Source organism: Flagellimonas cixiensis, from assembly GCF_042134615.1.
In the GTDB taxonomy this organism is placed as follows: Bacteria; Bacteroidota; Bacteroidia; order Flavobacteriales; family Flavobacteriaceae; genus Flagellimonas; species Flagellimonas cixiensis.
Map to the genome: position 1 here is coordinate 577,377 of NZ_CP169639.1, position 22,310 is coordinate 599,686.

Here is a 22,310-nt window from a genome sequence, read left to right on the forward strand (position 1 = left end):
AAGCACTAAAAAATGAGAAAATTTATTTCTATTACAATGTCATTGACCATGATGCTTATGCTTTTTGCGTATTTGGGTCATGCTCAATTAGGACCTGTTCAAGCTGGTGAAAATATCGCAGTTGTTCCTACCAAATACGGAAAAGTAAGAGGTTATATTGATGGAACTACTTACGCATTCAAAGGAATTCCATATGCAAAAGCTGACCGCTTTATGCCCCCCGAAGCACCTGATGCTTGGGACGATGTTCGTCAATGTACCATTTTTGGACCACAAGTTATGCAGGCCACATCTCAAGATTGGGGTGGACAAGGCGATTATGAGTTTGGTTTTCAATTTAACCGAGAACCTATGGACGAAAAAGAAAGCCTTGTACTCAACGTTTGGACCAAAGGCATCAACGATGGTAAAAAACGTCCCGTTTGGGTATGGATCCACGGAGGAGGTTATTCTGCAGGATCAGCAAACCAACTCCCGTTTTTCGATGGGGTTTCATTGGCTGAAAAAGGAGATATCGTGGTTGTAACGATCAACCATAGACTTAACATCCTTGGCTATATGGATTTAAGAGGTCTTGGAGGCAAGTACTCCGAATCGGTTAACCTTGGACAACAAGACATTGTAGCCGCCCTAAAATGGGTTAAGGAGAACATCGCCAAATTTGGTGGTGACCCCAATACCGTTACAATTAACGGTCAATCTGGTGGAGGTGGTAAAGTTTCCACCATGATGGCCATGCCTTCAGCAGCAGGTTTGTTTCACAGGGCCATTGTTCAAAGTGGTTCCACCATTACCCTTGGCGACGGAGAAAATTCAAAAAAACTAGGCTTGGCTGTAGCTGCCGCTTTGGGTGTTACACCAAACAACGCGGAAAAACTCAATGATTTCACTTACGAAGAATTGGTTGAAGGAGGGCAGACTGCTATGAATGTATTGCGGGCAGTTGGTGAAAACATAGGAAGAGGTTTTGGTCCATCTGTTGATGGCAAGTATATCACCCAGAGCCCTTTTGACCCTGCTCCAGCGGATTTTTCGAAAGATGTTGCCATGTTGATTGGAACCGATTTAAACGAGTTTACTTATTTCAATAGGCAAATCATCACCCCAATGACCATGGAAGAAGTAAAATCAACCTTGGCAGAGCATTACGGTAGTGAAAATGTAGATAAGTACATCAGCTTATTCCAAAAAGCCTATCCAAATGACAAAGAACCCCAACACATTTTAACTTTTGATGGGATGTTCCGGGGAGGTGCCATCAAACAGTCTGCCATCAAGAGCAAACAAGGTGGAGCTCCTGCATATAACTACTTGTTTACTTGGCAAAGTCCCGTGAACGATGGAAGTCTTGGTGCAGCCCATGGCATGGAGCTACCATTTATGTTCAACAATATTGCATTGGCCCGACCATTGACCGGTGGAGGGAAAGATGCCTATGAATTGGCCGATAAAATAAGTTCTGCATGGATTAACTTCATAAAAACAGGTGATCCAAATGCCAAAAATTTACCTGAATGGCCTGCGTACACCCCGGAAAACGGTGCCACAATGATTTTTGACAATAGGTGTAGGGTGGTAAACAATCACGATAAGGCATTAATTGAATTTGTGTCTACACTACCCGCTCAAAATATTTTTGGACGGAGGTAATCCCTTGTAATTGGAATGGCAGGCTTTCTATTTTCTAAACAACAACAAATAGATTCAGGTCCAAGGGGTTAAACTTTAAACGTACTTAAAATTTAAGTATATTTACGAGAAGCTTACAAGTGTTAAAAATACATTTTAAATATTTAATACTGCAACGAACTACTTTCTCAACTTGTTATTCAACAATTGACATCATAAAACAATGAACAATAAAAACCTAATACCCATAAAAAAATCCAAGCTTTTGGCTTTGGCCATGGCATTGCTGATGAACATTTCATTTACCTATGCTCAATCTGGCGCTATACAAGCAGGAGAAAATATTGCCGTAGTTTCCACAGAATATGGGAAAGTCAGAGGATTCATCGATGATGGAATTTTCTCTTTCAAAGGCATCCCTTACGCCAAAGCCGAACGTTTTATGCCTCCACAGACACCAGATTTGTGGGACGAAGTTCGACAGTGCACCATTTATGGCCCTCAAGCCATGCAAGGTAAAGCTCAAGATTGGGGTGGACAAAGTGACAACAACTTTGGATTTCATTTCAACGTTGAGGATATGGATGAACAGGAGAGTTTTGTACTCAATGTGTGGTCCAAAGGCATCAACGATGGCAAAAAGCGTCCTGTTTGGGTATGGATACACGGTGGAGGTTTTGCTTCTGGTTCCTCCAACCAATTGTCTTTTTACGAAGGACGTGCGATGGCAGAAAAGGGCGATATCGTAGTAGTTTCCGTTAATCATAGATTAAATCTTCTTGGATACATTGATTTAAGAGGATTGGGAGGCAAGTATTCGGAATCTGTAAACCTTGGTATGCAAGACCTTGTTTTTGCATTGGAGTGGGTACGAGATAATATTTCCAATTTTGGTGGAAATCCCAATACAGTTACCATTGCAGGTCAATCTGGTGGTGGTGGCAAGGTAAATACATTATTGATGATGCCCTCGGCAGATGGACTGTTTCAAAGAGCAATCATTCAAAGCGGGTCACTTGCCGTTGAAATGCGGGGAGAAGACTCAAAAGCTTTTGGTTTGGCCTTTGCCGCAGCGCTTGGCGTAACTCCTAACAATACCGAAAAACTGAACGATTTCACTTACGAGGAACTTCTAAAGGCTGGTCAGGTTGCCTCTGATGTTATGGGACCAAAAGGAAATAGCATCATGGGCAGATATGCCCCAACGGTTGATGGAAAATACCTGATTGGCAGTCCATTAATAGACCCTCCCGCCGATTTTTCCAAAGATATTCCATTGCTAGTTGGCTCTAATCTTAACGAGTTCACATATCATAATAGGGCAATTATCACTCAAAAATCGATGCAAGAAGTGAAAGCTAGGTTGACCAATACTTTTGGTGAGAAAGACTCTCAGAAGTTGATTGACCTGTATAAGAAAGCTTATCCCAATGACGAAGAACCACAACACATTCTAACCTTTGATAGTATGTTGAGAAGTGGGGCGATAAATCAGGTTGATTCAAAATATGCCCAGAATGGCGCTCCGGTTTATGCCTACTTGTTCACATGGCAATCTCCTGTAAATGATGGTAGTTTGGGAGCAGCACATGGCATGGAGCTACCTTTTATGTTCAACAATATTGCGAAGGCCCGAACCTTGACCGGAGGTGGAAAAGATGCCTATGAATTGGCTGATAAAATAAGTTCAGCTTGGATCAACTTCATAAAAACAGGTGATCCAAATGCCAAAGGATTGCCCAATTGGCCCAAATACAATCCAGAAGATGGCGCGACCATGATTTTTGATAATAAATGTAAAGTGGTCAAGAATCATGATAAGGAATTAATAGAGTTTGTTGATACGCTGCCACCTCTACCCCTATTCGGTTCCCGATAATGTTTTAATAAAATCCATACACGCACATGAAAAAAATATTAACAAGTTTACTGCCCGTGGCCATGTCACTGATTGCATTGCAATCTTTTGGCCAACAAGGTCCCATAAAAGCCGGTGAGGACATTGCTGTCACCTCAACCAAATACGGTAAAGTCCGCGGTTATATTGATGATGGAATATATGCCTTTAAAGGTATTCCATATGCAAAAGCAGAAAGGTTTATGCCTGCAGAAACTCCCGATAAATGGGATGATGTGAGGCAATGTACCATATATGGCCCGCAGGTGATGCAAGGAAAATCACAATCCTGGAGAGGTCAATCGGATGATCGTTTCGGATTTGAATTTGTAGTAGAACCCATGGACGAGAAAGAATCTTTGGTTCTTAATGTGTGGTCCAAAGGAATAAATGACGGTAAAAAACGTCCTGTTTGGGTCTGGATCCACGGTGGAGGTTTTTCGGGAGGATCAGCCAATCAATTGCCCTTTTTTGACGGACGCTCATTGGCTGCCAAAGGAGATATCGTGGTGGTGACCCTTAATCACCGCCTTAATATCTTAGGCTACATGGATTTAAGGGGACTGGGAGGCAAATATTCCGAATCTGTGAATCTTGGTCAACGCGATTTGATTGCTGCCCTTAAATGGGTTAAAGATAACATCGCGAATTTTGGAGGCGACCCGAACATGGTTACCATTGATGGCCAATCCGGTGGAGGTGCCAAGGTAACTACTTTAATGGCCATGCCCGAGGCAGCAGGATTATTTCAACGCGCTATAGTTCAAAGTGGCTCAATCCTGAAAGTGGGAACAGGCGAGGTAAGCAAACAATTTGGTCTTGACTTTGCCAAGGAATTGGGTGTTACTCCTGAGAATCCGGAAAAACTAAATGACTTCACTTATGAAGAGCTAGTGGATGCCAGCAGAAAGGCAATGTCTAGTTTTACTGGAGATGTTCCTTTTATGATGAGTCCAAGTCAAAGCCCAACAGTAGATGGTAAGCATATTGTACAGCACCCTTTTGACCCAACACCGACGGATTTTTCCAAAGATGTGGCTATGCTAATTGGATCTAACCGAAACGAATTTGGATATACCAACCGTAAACTGATTACGCCATTAACCATGGCAGAGGTAAAGGCAACACTCACTGATCGTTATGGCGCAGAAAATGCAGAAAAGTACATTGCTGCATATCAGGAGGCCTATCCAAATGAAAATCGCCCTCAAAACATTTTGACCACCACGGTAAGAACCACAGCCTTAAAACAAGCATCTATTAAGCAAGCCCAAGGAGGTGCTCCCGCATACGTGTATCTTTTTGAATGGCAATCGCCAGTGAACGATGGTAGTTTAGGCGCTGCCCATGGAATGGAGCTTCCGTTTATGTTCAACAATATTGCCATGGCCAGAACCCTCACTGGAGGTGGAAAAGACGCCTATGCCCTAGCCGACAAAATAAGTTCCGCATGGATCAACTTTGTTAAAACAGGAGATCCCAATTGTAAGGAGCTTCCAAAATGGGAACCTTATACCCCAACAAAAGGGGCAACCATGGTTTTTGACAATACATGTAAGGTGAAGTATAATTTCGATCAAGAACTGATAAATCTGGGCAACACCTTGCCACCAACAATATTTAGATGATAATAATATCCTAATAAGCCAATAAAAAACGTCACACAAGAACTGAAACAAGAGTAAAAAACATTCCAAACGGTTCGAATTTGGCGACTATTTCATCAATCAGACAAACCAAAAATGCACTAAAAATTAATATTTAACTAAAAATGAAGATTAAACAACCTTTTAAAATTGCACTAATAATCGCGCTGCTCATACCTGCGGTATCGATTGTTTTCATGTCTATGACAGAAGTAGAACTGAGCGAAATTCCAGCCAGACCAGAGGGTCCTTGTGATATTTATGCAGAAGACGGTTGCCCTTGTGTGGCCGCCCATAGTAGCACAAGAGCGTTATATGCCAGTTATGATGGTCCCCTCTATCAAGTAATGCGTAAGTCTGATGGTAAAACCTTGGATATTGGTGTTGTACAACCGAGCGAAGGTGACCCGGGAGGATATGCAGATGCCGCGGCCCAAGATGAGTTTTGTAAAGACACCTACTGTTGGATTACCAAACTTTATGACCAATCTGGAATGAAAAACCACTTAGAACAGGCGCCTCGTGGAGCCTTTATTGGGCCAGCCATGGGAGGTTTTAATAATGTACCAATGGCCGATATGGCCCCAGTCACCTTAATGGGACGCAAAGTGTACGGTATTTTTATTGCTCCTGATATGGGACTTCGCTGGAACGACCCAAGAGGAACTGCTGTGGATGATCAAGCAGAAGGTCAGTATTGGGTAATCAATGGACATCATTTTAATGATGGTTGCTGTTTCAACTACGGCAATGTGGAAACAGATAGCCGGGATGATGGTGATGGAACCATGGAGTCGACCTATTATGGCAACGCACGTTTTTGGTATTATGGCCAAGACGATGGCCCATGGATTATGACCGATCAAGAAAATAATCTAGTGGGATGTGTCAACCCAGACCCCAATGATAAATATTGTGATGGTCTACCAAGTATTTCATGGCGATTTGTAACTGCTACAGCCGATGGAAAACCAGGACATTGGAGATCAATGGGCGGAGATGCCCAAGGAGGAGAATTATATACCATGTACGATGGTGGTCGAATTATCAATGAAAAATTCGCAGGAAACAAAAGCAGCTATGACCCCATGCGTAAACAAGGAGCTATTGTTCTAGGTAACGGTGGTGATAACAACAACTATTCGCAGGGTACTTTTTACGAAGCTGCAATGACTGCCGCTGGCACCTACCCATCCGCAGAAACCAATCAAAGAATACAGGCAAATATTGTTAAAGCTGGCTATGCAGTGGCACAGGTAAGTATTGCCCCCTCTTCTGCATTGGATACACCTCCTGGATTGCAAACATTTGCCCCAAACACTTCACAAAGTACAACGGTTACCTACACCAATACCTCACAAACCGCAGTCAATAATCTTGAATTGAGTATTGACGTTCCCAAAAATTGGGAGGCCGTTGTTTTAGGCACCAATCAGAGAGTGCAAAAATTTGCTACGCCCATTCAACCAGGAGAAACTGTAAGTGCTGTATTTAATGTGAAGTCGGGTTCGGAAACACTCAATGGTGATATTATTGGTTTGGCAAAATGGACCAATGGTGTTAATGGAATGACCCAAACTGAATCTGCCATTGAAAAAGTACGTAACGTTAACCCAGTTAAAATAAATGAATTTGCAATTGGAAGTGGCGAAAACCTGACCAACACATTCATTGAATTATACAACGCTAGTGAAAGTGAAATAGATATTTCGAATTGGTCACTGACCCAGCATCAAGCTGAATTACCAATATTTTCATCTATAAAAGTACCTGCAGGAACAGAACTTGGTGCAAACGATTTCTACCTGCTTGGTTTGTCCACTTCAGGATTGGCAGTACCTGCTGCATCTGGAGAATCTACCATTTATGTAAGAAGTACAACAGGCATGTCTGTGGGTGATGAAATAGAAATTGGTTCAGGACCAACTAAAGAAACCAGAAAAATAACCAGTATTTCCAAAGCACCTAAAAGAGTAGAAAGCGAGGTTCCTACTAGTTTTATGGCTAACTACGGTTATCGTCAGCCACTTACTCCAGGCACACCCACAACAGTTTGGCAGCCTTTACCAGAAGGACCGGTAATTACCATCCCAAAAGGCTCAACAAGCATTCCTGTGGAAAGTGTAGATAATTTTGAAGTGGGACAGAAAATGGCTATTGGCTATGGAGCCACTTATCCGGCTGTAGCGCGAGATATTGAAAAATACGAGGTAGTCACTGTAACCAAAGTGGGAAAACGCGGTACTCAAGCCTGGTTGTCCGTGGATGCAAAAGCCGGAGACACCAACATTAAAGTATCCTCTGTAAAAGATATCACTGTAGGAGATAGTATACGACTTGATATTGACAGTAAAGGACATGGAATTGAATGGGTTACCGTCAAAAAAGTAGGAACAGCCTCTTCACGCAACAGTTTTGGAGGCCCGTTGACCAAAGAAGGCGACGATCCAGGAACGGGATTGGAGTTGACAGCTCCATTAAAGTTTGACCACGCCTACAACATGCCTTTCAGTGTTTGGGGAACAGGTATCAGTTTTGAACCTCCCACAAAGTTTGAGCATTCCAGTAACGAACCCGTTTTACCGCTATGCTTTGCCATAAAACTTGATAAGCCTTTGGTCAAATCACATGAAATTAATGATGTTGTAATTGATGCGAAAGTGACCACTGCCGGTTATCAAGGTACTGCCCAACCAGACCAATGGTTTGGAGGCCCAGCACTTTCATTTGTGGCCGGAAACATGGTTTTACGTGATGCCAATGGAAATGTTGTTGACGGACTTAACTACGGTGAGATAGTTGATCCATGGGCTTCCGAAGGATATCATGCCATTTCAGGCGCGGGAGAATTGGGGTGCTATACGGAATCCCCTGCCCAAAGTGGTGGAACAAGCCGTAGAACTACGCAACCTACCACTTTACCATTAAGAAGTACCGGACGTTATCCTGATGGAACAGACAACGATAGCAACTGCAACGATTTTAAATTACATAATACAATTACACTAACATTACCTGTAAAAGCAGGGGCTAATAATGTAAAGGTAAATAGTGTGGATGATTTCAGGATCGGTCAAAAAGTTGTTGTAGGTATCGATAAATCTGAAACCGCCATTATCACTCTTTTAGGATCGCCAGGTGGCACCTTGTTGAGTGCCCAAGTAAAGGCTGGGGACACTATTATTCCAGTTGAAAACATAGAAGGATTTAGTCCTGGACAAACCATTACCATTGGTAAAGGTGCTAGTCAAGAAACCGTAGTATTGGAATCAGCGACCGACTTCCGTAGGTTTTGGTGGCGACCAAGAAACGACGATGGCCCAACGACCTTTGTAACACTTAAAACACCGATTAAAAAACAACATGGTGTAGGTGAGGAAGCATCAGGTTCAGGTCTTACATTCTCTAGACCTCTTTCAAACAGTTATGAAGAAGGCGCTCAAGTTTCAAGTGGAGTACCAACGCCAGGCGAACCTAACCAATATGTAGTCTATTAATGGAGTGTAGATAAAATTTATTAATTAAAATACATTGCCCAGAAGGAGCAGCAACAATGAAAATCAATTGGATATAAGGTTTGATTTTTTATCGGGGCTGCTCCTTTAACGGCAAAATCTATATACAGTATGCTGGATTTGATTTCAGGGCCAATACTTGTATCATTCTAGTAAAAAACAGAAGTGTTATCTGAGTAAAGCCAAAATGGCACTTGTTGGACTCTCAGATTTCAACTCGGAAAAAGCAGGAGAACTGCAATTGACAATGGCATTTAAACATAAATTTTATTAATCTAAACAATTCAGCAATGAAGAAAACACATAAAACTCTAGGCCTAATGATACTCTTGGCATTATCGGTAATGGCCTGCAACCAAAAAACAGAAAAACCAGAAGAACAAGCCAGCGTTCCAGAAGCTACCGCAAGCTTAACTTCTGGCTATAGCACCATCACAGTTACAAAAGATATTCCATACCGTGAAGGCGACAGTGATAGTTGGAAACTTGATCTGGCCGTACCTGAAAATTTGGGAAATGAACCACGCCCTGCGTTGGTTATCGTTCACGGGGGCGGTTGGGCCGGAGGTTCCAAATCTGTGGATGTGTATCAAAAAATGATGGTTGATTATGCCCATAAAGGATATGTGACCATTAACGTAGAATATAGGCTTACGGGCGAGGCTCCCTTTCCCGCCTGTATTGAAGATGTAAAATGTGCCGTTAGATGGTTACGAGCACACGCTAAGGAATTAAATGTAGATCCAAACCGAATTGGAAGCTACGGGCATTCTGCAGGCGCACACTTATCCATGATGCTCGCCATGGTTCCAGAATCAGCGAACTTGGAAGGCGATGGTGGTTGGAACGAATACTCCAGCATGGTAAATGTTGCCGGAGCAGGTTCTCCTCCAACAGAATTGGGACGTGATGTGGAAATGGCCAAAAAAGAATGGTGGCCCATAGGATACATCTCGGCCGACCACCCTCCAATGTTTCTTATTCAGGGTACAGAGGACCCTATCGTATTACCAGAAAGAACACGTGATTTTGTAGAAAAGATGCGAGCCGCCGGCGCTACCAATCTGGAATATTTGGAAATGGAAGGCGACCATGGCATTGCTTACAATGGACAACTTGATGTAACAGCTCCAGCATTGGAAAAATTCTTTGACAAATACCTTAAACCATAATACCAATGAAACTAATTCAAAACCAAATTACTTACCTATTCCTATTCCTCCTAAGTAGCACATTATCCATTGCGCAATGGGTACCAGACGATTCCAAAGGCTTTGTGGCGCATGACCCGGTTATGATTGAAGAAGGGGGCACCTATTACCTCTTTACAACTGGAGGCGGCATAGCCAAGAGTACCGATATGGAAAATTGGGAGAGAATCGAATCAGTGCCCAGTAAACTGGACTGGGTCACCGATGATATAATTCCCGGCTATCGCGGACAAGGCTATTGGGCGCCGGATATTCAATATTTGGACGGCACCTACTATCTCTATTATTCACCTTCAGCTTTTGCAAAAAATACTTCAGCTATCGGCGTAATGACCAATAAGACCTTAGATCAAAGTAGTCCTGACTATAAATGGGTAGATCATGGAATGATCGTTCAATCCATTCCTGGCAGGGATTTCTGGAATGCAATCGACGCCAACGTCTATTTTGATAAAAAATGGGGAGGAGAGATAACAGGTTGGCTATCCTTTGGTTCATTTTGGGGAGGCCTAAAATTAGTGAAGTTGGATTCAACCATGAAAGCTCTTGCAGAGCCACAAGAATGGTATACTATTGCCAAACAAGAAAGAACGTTCGGCATGCCCGATACAGACCCAGGGGATGGCACCATTGAAGCACCTTTTATTTATAAAAGACACCAATACTACTATTTGTTTGTATCAACAGACTATTGCTGTAGAGGCTTGGATAGCACGTATCAAGTTGTGGTTGGCCGCTCTCGAGATATCCGAGGCCCTTACTTTGATAAAGAAGGTAAACCCCTCTATGCTGGAGGAGGGACTTTTGTGGCTGGAGAAACTGAGGAATACGCCGGTATCGGTCACTGCGCGGTCTATGATTTTGATGGTAAAACTTACTTCGTCGCCCATGGTTATGACAAAAAAGATGAAGGACGTTCAAAATTGGTGGTCAAGCCCATTGAATGGGACAGGGCTGAATGGCCAACCGTAAAATTTTAATTAATGAAAATGCCAAAATATAAATTCAGAGCAATTCTATTCGTTTGTGCAACCCTATGGTTTTGCACTACGTCTTGCAAAGACAACAAATCAAAAGATGACCTTGCCGAACATCAACTATCCAAACCTGGAGAATACAAAGGCTATAGTGAACCCATCTATGCTGATGACCATAACCTCACCTCGCAATACATTGAAATGAGAGATGGGGTAAAAATTGCCATTGATATTTATCGCCCAAAGGATAAAAACACAGGTGAGGTAATTAAAGACCCACTTCCTGTTATATGGATGCACACACCTTATAACAGAAGATGGAACGATAGAGCTCAAGAAAAATTGACCATTGATGACTACGCTGGGGCTGCAGGTAGGCTAATAAAATTTGGCTACGTTGTTGCCACAGCTGATTTTCGAGGCCTATTTGCCTCATATGGTCATAATGAAGGGAACAATCGCGGCGAATGGCAAAGTTCTGCCAAATACGATGCTTATGATATTACTGAATGGCTTGCCGAGCAACCCTGGTCCAATGGAAACGTGGGGATGTGGGGATGTTCAGCAACAGGGGGAAGTGTAATGCAAGCAGTTACCACGGCCCCTCCACACTTAAAAGCGGTATTTGCCATGAGCTTTGAATTTGATGTATTCGATTTTCGCGTGCCCGGCGGCATTACTGGTGCCCGTGGAGGCGTATTCCCTCGTAAGCCAGGTGACCCCACTCCACATGAAGACCGTGATGCAAGAGCAATACCTGTTGATGATGATGTTGATGGAACCCAATTAAAGGAGGCCATTGCAGAACATGCAGGAACAATAGAAAGTCCGGGGTATCTCCCATATCGGGACGGTTATTCCACCGAGTTTACTGACGAAGCTTCCAAACAATGGTGGCTTCAAAGTAGTCCAACAACCTATATGGATAAAATAAATGCTTCAGGAATTCCAATGTATATGGCGGTGAATTGGGATGAGGGCAATACCAAACCAGGACCTTTTTTAGCGTTCAACAACTATACAACACCTAAAAAATTGCTGCTTGGACCTGGCGTACATTGTGATTGGAAAACAGCTTTTGAACTTACTGGTTTTGATATTGTAATCGAAGAGCTACGCTTTTTTGATTTTTGGTTAAAAGGCATAGAAAATGGAGTAATGGAAGAACCTCCAGTTTATTATTTCACTTATAATTCACCTGAGGGTTCTGAATGGCGTACGGCGCAATCCTGGCCTATCCCTAGAGAAAAAAAGGTTGACTTTTTTTTGGGTGATGATGGTACTCTTATCAATACACCTCCTGTTGAATCAGAGGGAAAAGATCAAACCACCGTTTCCTATGATAAAGAGTCCGACGGGGGCGCACTCATTTATGAAACAGCCCCACTTGAAAAAGATATTGAAATTACGGGGCACTCAAAAATCAACTTATGGGTATCCTCAACGGCCAATGATGGAGATTTTGTGGCCACGGTAAACGATGTCGCTCCAGATGGGACCATCACATCTTATAACTATTATGGCCAGTTGCGCGCATCTATGAGAAAACTAGGCGAACCTCCTTACAATAATTTGGGACTGCCCTGGCATCCGGCAAACGAAACAGATGTAGATCCCCTTGAACCAGGCAAACCCACTGAACTCGAAATCGCTATTTTGCCCATATCCATGGTTTTTGAAAAAGGACATAAAATTCAACTCAAAATTAGTTTTGTTAGCCGAGGTACGCCGACCTTAGATCCAGCACCCCAAGTAACAATTTATCGCGATTCGGAGCATACATCATATTTAACACTTCCAATCATAGAATAGCAAAGTCATGAGAAGATTATATTCAATTCTATTGTTGGTATTGACCTTAATTACAGGTTGCAAACCAACACCCTCCCCAGAAAGGGGTATTCCCCAAAGTTTTGATCAAGACCCAAATATTCAAGAATTGGGTGTTGGGCAGGAATCTATACATCGTCTAGACTCTTTGCTTCAAGCTTTCGTGGATGAAAAAAAGGTGAACTGTGTGGCTGGATTTGTTGCAAAAGGAGGTGATGTCATCTATAAAAAAGCGTTTGGCTTAAAAGATATTGAAAACAAGATTCCCGCAACAATAGACGATTATTATGTCTTATTTTCTCAAACCAAAGCCATTACCACAGTTGCATTTATGACTTTGGTAGAGCAAGGCCTAGTCAAAATAGACGACCCTGTCTCAAAGTATTTTCCAGATATTCCGAATGAAGTGGTTACCAAGGTCAATGAGGATGGAACTTACGAGACCCGCCCCGTGAGTACCCCAATGACATTTGTTCACCTGATGTCGCATTCATCTGGGCTCGGAGCTGGATTGGTTCGAGAAATACGTCAAAAAGAAAGGGCAAATTCAAAAAATGTCGAGGAATCCAGTACAGATACCAATTCACCCAGTGGGCAACATAGCTTTGGGGGTGATATGAACGCTAGGTTCCTAGAGGATGAAATGTTGGCCTTGGCCAAATATCCTTTAGGATTTGACCCGGGCACAGACTGGAACTATCATGTAAGCAGCAATATGTTGGGGTATATGGTGGAGCGCATCTCTGGCAAACCATTACAGGAATATGTTAAGGAAGTGATTTTAGATCCTTTGGGCATGAACAACACGGCTTGGTATTACGGACCTGATGCGCTGTCAAAATTTGTAATCCCATACAGTGCTGTGGACGGAACCTTGGAAAGAGGCGCCACCACATTTGCAGAAGGCACAGTGAGCAAGCAACAGACTTATGCGGAAGGAGCCATTGGTCTCAATGGTCCGATTGAGGATTATGCCAAATTCTGTCAGATGCTTTTGAACAAGGGAGAATTCAATAACAACCGAATTCTACAACCGGAAACCATTAAACTAATGACGAGCATCAATCGCCTGCCCGATGAACACAGTGGCGAAGAAGGCTTCCAGTTTGGGCTTGGTTTTGAACTGGCGAATGAACAAAAACGACATGTTCCCGCTGTATCCAATACAGCCTTTTCATGGGGTGGCATGATGGGGACCGAATACATTATTGACCCCGCTAACGACCTTATCGCCCTATTCTATATCAATATGAACAAAAGAGAGTTTTTGTATCCAATGTTTTTAGAGAAAGCATACGATTTGATTCCAGAAACAAAATCAACTAATTAAAATTATTGGAGAGGCTCAAATTATTAAATTATTTGCAGCCTCTCCTTTTAACCTTGGCGTAAATTTTAATTAGATATTCAATTTCGCCTTTATTGTTTCATAATACTCATCGGTAATCTTGTATCTGAACATAAGTCCGCCCATCATAACATGAAAAACACCTGGAATGATGGTCAGCATTAGAGCAAGTCCTACCATAGCTGTTTCACTTTGAACGGTATCTGGAATGTATCCAAAAAAGTCCAATAAGTAGCCTACCATGGCTCCTGCAATTCCCATTCCTGCTTTTTGAGCAAAGGAAATTCCACCAAAAGAAAGACCTGAAACACGTTTTCCAGATTCGGCATGGCCATAATCCACTGCTTCAGCAATGGCAGACCAGAATACCGGTGCATGCAGATCCACAACAAAGGATAGAATAAAATACAACACATAGGCCAAAAGCATATCTCCTGGTTTTACCAAGAAGAACATAACCAGACTGATGGCTCCTACGGCAAGTTGCGTATACTTGAACAATTTTACTTTGCAGTAGCGTTTGGTTATAAAAGTTGATACCGGCATGGCCAATATTGCTGCGGTCACCCCCGTTGCCATAAACGTAGACTGCACACTGGCATCCCCGCCAAGAAAATATTTCGCATAAAAAATAGCCACAGACCCTCGAATAACGTAACCTACAGTTCCAGTAAAACAAACTCCGAACAACACGGTCCATTGGCCATTTTTAAGCAACAATCTAAATTGTTCCAACAACGGTTTTTTATCAACCTCATGCTCAATACGTTCTTTTGTGGTGTAGAAACAAAATAAAAATAAAAGTGTTCCCATAAGTGCCATAAGGCCCATAGCCAATTGGTAACCTCTGGCAATATCGTTTTTACCTAATTTTTCGGCTAAAACCGGTACTACAATAGATACTAAAAATGCAGCCACTTTTGCAAAGAACAATCGGTAACCATTGGCAGACAAACGTTCTTTTGGGTCACTTGTTAATACCCCAATCAAAGATATATAGGGTATGGTGACCGAAGTAAACATCAAGGTGACAAAAATATAGGTGATATAGGCGTATATCAACTTTCCGGTATAATCAAAACCAGGTGTGGTAAAGGTTAGGAAAACAGAAAGGCCAAAAGGTATGGCCAGAAACAAAAAATAGTGTCGGTATCGCCCCCATTTGGTTGTAATTCTATCAGTAATTAGCCCCATTAATGGGTCTGTTATGGCATCGATTAGCCTGACCAAAAGAAACAAAATTGCCATATCTTTAGGTTTTAAACCAAAGACATCGGTATAAAAAAACGTTATTATAAGGAACATTGAGGATATAACCACATTAACAGCAGCGTCTCCGGAGCCATACCCTATTTTTTCAAGTATGCTTAGCTTTTGGTTTTCAGCTTTCATATTTTTTCTTTACCAGATTAACTTAATTAATGAGATTGCCTGTCTTGGTAATTCGATTTCAAAACTTGTTTCACCCTTTTCAATGTTCCTCCACTCTGGAGAAGTGAATAATTGTAATTGACCGGCCTTTTCCAGTGTCTCAATTTGATCTTGTGTTGGATTTTGGGGTGACCCCATCTCTTTCCAGACACTATAAGAATTACTATGCTCTTGATCTACGCGATAATGGTGAACCAATACTTTTTCCGAAGGTACATTGTCCAAAACAATTTTAACCGTTGAAGATGGCACATTTAAGTCATTGTTGTCGTGGTAATTCCATACCATAACAGCAATGGAGTTTTCGGATTTTGATGCTAGTGCATTAATATCGGGGTTTTCGCCTCGAACACTTTCATCCCTTACCCTTATGAAATCATAACTAAGATTTTCCTGGTCCACCTTAATCCTATCACCTCCCATAAGACCAAACATTCTAAAAACGTTCAGAACCGGTTTGTCAACTCCATTTGTGGCCATATCCCTAAAACCGGCATACCAGGGTTGGTTTTCGAATTCGAAGCCCCAAGTGACCGCGCCCAACAAGTTAACTCCATAATGTTCGGCCAATTCGTATTTTCTCGAGAAAGATGCTGCGGTATAGCTGGCATACATAGTACCGTTCCGATATGCGTTATGTGGGTAGTCGGCTTCTGAACATGCAGCGCAACCTTCTGGGTCGGACTCGCCGATGATGATGGGCAAATCCTTGAATTCGGGGTATGATGCCACAATTTCAAATCCTTTGCTAATATCGTTTAATTGAGCCCCCATGTTCATTTGAACCATTCCATCCACCACCTTGGGGCTTCCTTTAGCATGAAAGGTTATAAAATCCAAAGGCGAGCCTTTTTTTCCTGTTGCATAGTTTTTCCCATTTTTAACATGGTCCAAAAAGGTGCGTAAAAATTTTGCTGCCTCATCCCATCCTGGGCCCGTTGTTTCGGGACCTCCCATTTTTGCTGTTGGCAGGGCCCTTTTTACTGCATCAGCACTGTAATCATATAGTTTTATATATTCTTCGGTAGTACCTTGCCAATAACCGATATTTGGTTCGTTCCAAAGCTCCCAGTACCAACTCTCAACTTCTTCCTTACCATATCGCTCTACACAATGGGTCACCCATTGATAGACTAATTCTGCCCATTTTTCATAATCTTTTGGAGGATAGGCCCATCCTGTATAAATATCTTCATAGGCGGCCCCTGGTTTCCAATAATGCCTGTATGGGTCTGGTTTTGAAGATAATGCCTCTGGCATAAATCCAATCTGGGCAAAAGGTTTCATACCTCTTTCTATATAGGTATCAAATATTTTATCAACTATGGTCCAATCATAAACTGGGTTTCCATTTTCGTCTTCGGTATAAGCATTTGTTGATCCCCATTTTAATGCATGTGTGCCTTCGCCAGTAACCAAAAGACTGTGAGCACGCACAAAAACAGGAACGGGGCTTAGATTGGAAATCTCAGAAAGCAGCTTTCGACCATCTTTCATATAGGTATAATTGGGTTCGTCATACCCCCACCAAGCCCATATGGGGTCCATAGGTCCGTTTACTTGATTGGCATTCACATTTATTTCTACTGCTTTTTGGGAAATTGCATACAGTTGGGTCAAAAATATGCCCATGTAAAGAGCTCCCTTTAATATTGATTTCATCCTTACCATCATTTAGTTTGTTTTTAGTGTCGCCCATGCTTTAGATTGCATTCGATACATGCCACCTTAATTTTCTTTTAGGCACATCGTATTTCGTTGATGTTCATTAATTTGAATTCCGATTATTCTGGAAGTAAAAATTTGGCCGATTTTATATCCATATGCCTACCCTCTCCTGTTGGCACTGGAATAACCTGTAGAATTTCCCTACCCTCATCATCCAATAGGACCATTGATTGACTATACCCCCCTGGTGTACCTGAGTACCCGGTTTCATATTCAATTACGGCTGGAATATGTTCCCAAGGGCCTTCCCCTAGATTCTTATTAATCATATATCCATTGCCGACCAATTCTCCATCAACATTGATTCCCATTCCTGAGGCTACCAAAGTTCCTTTTTCGCCGCCAAAGGGCGTCCATATCACATAAGGTGTCGATTTTAAAAAGTGACCTTCTTCATTTTGAATCATAGTCCCCAAATCGGTTTCATCTCCCCAATCCAAACCATCTTCTGAAATCTTATAATAGACCGGTACTCCTTCATAACCCACTACTTCCAGAATCATCAAGTATTTACCGGTTGGTAGTTGGGTGATTACAGGCATTCCAGGTCTGGTTTTGTTATCAGGAACAGCTACATCAAAAACAACCTCTCCCCATGTACGGCCTCCATCTTTTGAAACCTTGTGTGCCAAAATTTGGCTATAACCATCATCGTAATAACGCTCATCGGAGTAATAGGCCACCAAATTTCCAGAAGCATCCAAGCCTAAAAATGGCTCCCAGACTGGCGTTTCCCCTTCATTGGGATAAATAGCCCTACCCCCCTCGACAATGGAACTGAGATATTCCCAGCTTTCGCCACCATCTTTGCTTACATAAACCACAAGTTCGGTTGAAGATAAATCATCCGGGATTGAACTTCCTGACAGGAATAAGGTGCCTGCTGGAAACTCCCCAACTTGCCGGGGCAATTCAAACAAATGGGGTTGATATCTATTTCCAAAACCATTTTTGGTATCCTCCACTTCGCTGAGCAAATGCCAAGTTTCCCCATCATCGGTACTTCTATATATGGGGAAAGATGGTTCCCTGTTCATATAATGCTCAAAAGTCACCAAAATATTCCCTTTTCCTTCTTTATAATGTTTTAATCTAACCACTCTTGGGTACATGGCACCTACCGTAGGAGCATGTTTTGGTGTTTTGTAGATGGTGGTAATGGCACTTTCTTTCTGTTCTACGGGCTCTAGAGACTCTTCTTTACGCTCTTTATCCGTGTTGCAAGAAGACAAAATCGCCATAAAAAGAACAAAAGCAACTGCAATGGTTCGAGGTTCACTTTTCAAATAAAAGGGTTGATTGGCTCTATTTTTCATTGAATTCTATTTTAATGAAATGATTTTTAACGCTTTTAAATACCCTTAGCCTAATTGAAGCAAGATTCACCGAGCTCCTTTCATCCAATTTGCAATTGAATGTTTGACGCCAATAGTTATCCTTAAGGGTAGTTAGAAATTCATTTTAGGTGATATCTGATCACATTTATTGTGACTGGTTCTATTTTTAATGTATTGGTAAAATCCATTTCTGATTGAATAATCTTCACTTCTGGCTCCTGCCCGACTATATTTCGGGCATCCACAGAACTTCCGGACATCATCCACTTTTCTATCTTGTTCTCAAATATTGAATTGCCAAAATCCAGATTTAAGGTTCGCTCCTCCGATGTTGGATTTACTATGGCGAATACAAGGGCAGATTTGTCTTTTGTCAAGGTTGCAACTACATCCAAAGGATATAGATTTCCCCCTGCATACTCTTTTGGCTGGTCGCCCCCAACGGCGTACTTTGGCTCTGGCTGTGGTGAATTACCTGCTATTTTTACAGGTATGCTTCCCAATTGCGATTTGTACAGCTTAAACATTAAACCTGTTGTGTTGTAATCCAACTCTGTATCTGTGAATGACAAGCAGGATGTTGCAAACGTGAATCCAGCCATTTTATATAAATCTGTATGGCGAAACATTTCGTTCAAGGCCCTTGCGTAACCAATGGTTACACCTAATGTTGGCGTAGGATGCACCCAGTCTGTATAATAAGCCCACTCATCCAAATAGATTGGAACATTTCTACTACTTGGGATACGTTCATGATATTCTTTGTAGTGTTCAGCCTTTAATTTTATTCGGTTTGCGGGCCTACGGGTCCAATCTACCAATGGAGCATCTACATCCACATAATCACCCTTTTCCAAATCAAAACGCTTGTCTACAGCACAATAAAAATGCTCGCTCATATAATCCAGTCCTTTGGCCTCTCTCAACATCCCTCCGGTCCAATCGTCTGCTGAATCGTAGGCTACTTGAACTACATCTTGATCACTCAGTGCATTGTTTTCCAAATAGGCGTTTGCTGTAATTGTCATTTCCTCGATGGAGGCGCCTGAACCAATCAGCACGAGGTCTGGGTCTTTTTCCAGCATTTTGTCCACGAACATATTATGCTTAATGATGTGGTTCTTGAGATTGATATGTCCCAGTTGCCACCAACCATAACTTTCGTTTCCTACACACCACATCTTAATATTAAAGGGCTCCGGGTGACCGTTGGCCGCCCTAATTTTCCCCATTTCGGTATCGGGAGCACCATTGCAATACTCAATCCATTCCGCGGCTGAATGTGCATCACCAAAACCTGTGTTGACTGTCATACTCAGCTCTACACCGATTAATTCTGCAAATCGAATTATTTCATGGGTGCCAACGTCATTGTCCTCCAAAGAGTTCCATGCATATTCATATCGTGGTGGTCGCAAATCAGGATTGCCCACACCATCCCTCCAATCATAACCGGAAACAAAATTTCCGCCCCAGCGATAAATTTCTGAATCCAGTTCTTTAAGCAGTTCAATCACGTCGGCCCTAAAACCATCAACATTGTCACTTGGCATTAACGAAACCGCACCTATTGTGAAAGAGCCTTCCCCAATGCCGCTAATGACCAACTTCGCTTTTTGATCATCGATACTTGAATTAAACCGAAAATCAAATCGTTTATAGTCTTCATCCAAACGGTCAAATACAATAGTTTGAATTTTATCTGAACCTGCCATCAAACTGACCGAGACCTTCACCGATTCCGACCCTTTTAAAATGATTCTTCCAGTATAACTTTTGCCTTTATTTATGGCAATTCCACTTTGCTGTATTCCATTCTCATGTTCAGTGGAAGCCAATATTTTGGGGGAATGAACCCCTACATAAGAACCTGCACTGTCCATGACAACATTGCCCATGGGTCGCCATCTATTAATTTTCTCCTTACGGTTTATGGGGTTTAAAGTATCGTTGTTTACTGGATAGAAAAACTTTCGGTCATCCAGTAGTTCGGCCCAAAGTGCATCGTCAACCAAATTACCCACATTGTCATTTCCCAAATTTTCCATGAACATACCATAGAGATACCTCGAAATTGGTGTTTGGGTCTGATCTATATCAATAGTTGCATGTAATTCTTTGGCTGAATTATTGCTTGTCTGTTTTTTATCGCATGAGAGAATCAGGAAAAAAACAAAAACCAATCCTATGTGTCCATATAATTTCATTAATTCATTGGTTCAATTACGGGCCATCCGTCCTCCCAAGTTACCTCTTTAACGATCAATTTTGAGCGTCCTTCATCACTTGCATCATAGCCATGCATAAAATTGTAGTCTTTTCCATCGAAAGAGTAAACGCTATTGTGACCTACTCCGTACCAATTCTTGTTACCTTCAATGAATAGGGACCCTCCTCCATCATTCAATTTTTTTCCTTCTTTATCTACATAAGGGCCAGTTACACTTTTTGAGCGCCCTACTACTACTTTATAGGTGCTCTCTTCGCCACGACAGCAGTAATCCCATGATAAAAACTGATAGTAATAATCACCTTTTTTAAAGATGAAAGGAGCTTCTAAAGGGGCATCACCGGCAATGGGGTCCGGAATATCCGAACTTCTTCCTCTTCTCGAAATTGGATACCATTCCTGCGGCTGCGCCAAGGTTTTTAAATCATCTTCCAGTTTTACCATTTTTAACCCGCTCCAAAAAGAGCCAAAGGCCAACCAAGGTGTACCGTTTTCATCAAAGATCAAATTTGGGTCGATCGCGTTCCATAAATCCCTGTTTGGTGCAGATTGGACAACCATCCCCTGATCTTCCCATTTATAGTTTGGGTCCTTGGGATCCAACGTAGAATTCGTGACCAAGCCAATGGCCGAAGTATTTTTCCCAAAGGCGGATACGGAATAATACAAATAGTAGGTTCCATTGTGAAAGGTTATATCTGGCGCCCACATATGCCCCCTGAATCCAGGCACAACACTGTTGGTCCATTCTGGAGTTTCTTTATGAACAGATTCTCCTTTTTCCCATGTTTTCAAATCTTTTGAAGTCCAACTTGCAATGCCCATTCCTGTGCAGAACAAATAATAGGTATCCCCTTGTTTTGCCACTACAGGGTCATGGACAGATGGGCTTTTTTGGGCATAGAAAACCATCGATACCAAAAAAACAAAAAGTGTGATGTAGTGTTTCATAATTTTCATAGATTAAATTTTAAATTACTTTAAAGCTCAACTAGCACTGCAGCAATAGTATTTACAGTGAATGTAACTATCACTGACAAATTGAATTATTGAATATATTTTCTTTTCAAAGTCATATTTTCTAGTAATCATTTTTATCCAGTTGCGCACAAAATGTCTAAAAAATCGCTTTGGGTTGCTCTACCCTCTCCCTTGATTTGAACATATGTTCTAATAAAACTATCTGAGACAAAGCTAAACGGGTGAACGGGTTCGGGCTCGGTAATTGGGGGTGAATCACCAACTTCTTTAGAGGTATACCGAAGTAATTTTTTGATACAAGTCAGCGATAATATCAAAGAAAAGGCCAAAATTAGATAGCTGGATAGGCTTGTTTTTTGTTTGTTAATTTTCACTTCTTCTTTCGGTTTAGATATCCTTTTAGATTCCACAGAGCATCCAATCTGTACCATGTTGATTTAGGGTTCGTGTGGTCAACGAAAAGTTTAGTATTCAAGGAGTTAAAAAAGGGCCGTTGTTAAAAACGGCCCTAACAATTACTAAAATAACTAACTCTGACATAAACTATATC

13 protein-coding genes are annotated in these 22,310 nt (G+C 41.9%); 8 read left to right on the forward strand and 5 right to left on the reverse strand.

What is annotated here, in order from left to right:
- The first annotated feature begins 12 nt into the window (after nucleotides 1–12).
- The 8 genes from ABT310_RS02600 (at nucleotide 13) to ABT310_RS02635 (ending at nucleotide 14,035) form a co-directional block, all read left to right on the forward strand.
- Nucleotides 13–1,650, forward strand: coding sequence for a carboxylesterase/lipase family protein (locus ABT310_RS02600; RefSeq protein WP_375325209.1), 1,638 nt, complete (start codon nucleotides 13–15; stop codon nucleotides 1,648–1,650).
- A gap of 202 nt (nucleotides 1,651–1,852) precedes the next feature.
- Nucleotides 1,853–3,508, forward strand: coding sequence for a carboxylesterase/lipase family protein (locus ABT310_RS02605; RefSeq protein WP_375325210.1), 1,656 nt, complete (start codon nucleotides 1,853–1,855; stop codon nucleotides 3,506–3,508).
- A 26-nt stretch (nucleotides 3,509–3,534) separates the two neighbouring features.
- The gene (locus tag ABT310_RS02610) at nucleotides 3,535–5,154 is read left to right on the forward strand and encodes a carboxylesterase/lipase family protein (RefSeq protein ID WP_375325211.1); all 1,620 of its coding nucleotides are present in this window, start codon (nucleotides 3,535–3,537) and stop codon (nucleotides 5,152–5,154) included.
- A gap of 143 nt (nucleotides 5,155–5,297) precedes the next feature.
- Nucleotides 5,298–8,669: an arabinofuranosidase catalytic domain-containing protein gene (locus ABT310_RS02615; protein WP_375325212.1), complete on the forward strand. Its 3,372-nt coding sequence runs from the start codon at nucleotides 5,298–5,300 to the stop codon at nucleotides 8,667–8,669.
- Nucleotides 8,670–8,977: 308 nt separating this feature from the next.
- Nucleotides 8,978–9,859, forward strand: coding sequence for an alpha/beta hydrolase fold domain-containing protein (locus ABT310_RS02620; RefSeq protein ID WP_375325213.1), 882 nt, complete (start codon nucleotides 8,978–8,980; stop codon nucleotides 9,857–9,859).
- Nucleotides 9,860–9,864: 5 nt separating this feature from the next.
- Complete coding sequence (locus ABT310_RS02625; protein WP_375325214.1) at nucleotides 9,865–10,878, forward strand: arabinan endo-1,5-alpha-L-arabinosidase; 1,014 nt, start codon at nucleotides 9,865–9,867, stop codon at nucleotides 10,876–10,878.
- Nucleotides 10,879–10,881: 3 nt separating this feature from the next.
- Complete coding sequence (locus tag ABT310_RS02630) at nucleotides 10,882–12,687, forward strand: CocE/NonD family hydrolase (protein WP_375325215.1); 1,806 nt, start codon at nucleotides 10,882–10,884, stop codon at nucleotides 12,685–12,687.
- A 7-nt stretch (nucleotides 12,688–12,694) separates the two neighbouring features.
- On the forward strand, nucleotides 12,695–14,035 hold the full coding sequence (locus ABT310_RS02635; RefSeq protein WP_375325216.1) for a serine hydrolase domain-containing protein: 1,341 nt from the start codon (nucleotides 12,695–12,697) through the stop codon (nucleotides 14,033–14,035).
- A 69-nt stretch (nucleotides 14,036–14,104) separates the two neighbouring features.
- On the opposite strand, the gene ABT310_RS02640 is transcribed toward ABT310_RS02635, so the two are convergent.
- From ABT310_RS02640 to ABT310_RS02660, 5 genes are all read right to left on the reverse strand, one after another.
- Nucleotides 14,105–15,445: an MFS transporter gene (locus tag ABT310_RS02640; protein ID WP_375325217.1), complete on the reverse strand. Its 1,341-nt coding sequence runs from the start codon at nucleotides 15,443–15,445 to the stop codon at nucleotides 14,105–14,107.
- A 9-nt stretch (nucleotides 15,446–15,454) separates the two neighbouring features.
- Nucleotides 15,455–17,146, reverse strand: coding sequence for a beta-xylosidase (locus tag ABT310_RS02645; RefSeq protein ID WP_375325218.1), 1,692 nt, complete (start codon nucleotides 17,144–17,146; stop codon nucleotides 15,455–15,457).
- Between the two features lie 122 nt (nucleotides 17,147–17,268).
- The gene (locus ABT310_RS02650) at nucleotides 17,269–18,528 is read right to left on the reverse strand and encodes a sialidase family protein (protein ID WP_375325219.1); all 1,260 of its coding nucleotides are present in this window, start codon (nucleotides 18,526–18,528) and stop codon (nucleotides 17,269–17,271) included.
- A 140-nt stretch (nucleotides 18,529–18,668) separates the two neighbouring features.
- Nucleotides 18,669–20,756 (reverse strand): hypothetical protein, encoded by a 2,088-nt coding sequence (locus ABT310_RS02655; RefSeq protein WP_375325220.1) that lies wholly within the window; start codon nucleotides 20,754–20,756, stop codon nucleotides 18,669–18,671.
- Nucleotides 20,756–21,739 (reverse strand): arabinan endo-1,5-alpha-L-arabinosidase, encoded by a 984-nt coding sequence (locus ABT310_RS02660; RefSeq protein WP_375325221.1) that lies wholly within the window; start codon nucleotides 21,737–21,739, stop codon nucleotides 20,756–20,758. The genes ABT310_RS02655 and ABT310_RS02660 overlap by 1 nt, the downstream gene beginning before the upstream one ends.
- Nucleotides 21,740–22,310: the final 571 nt, after the last annotated feature.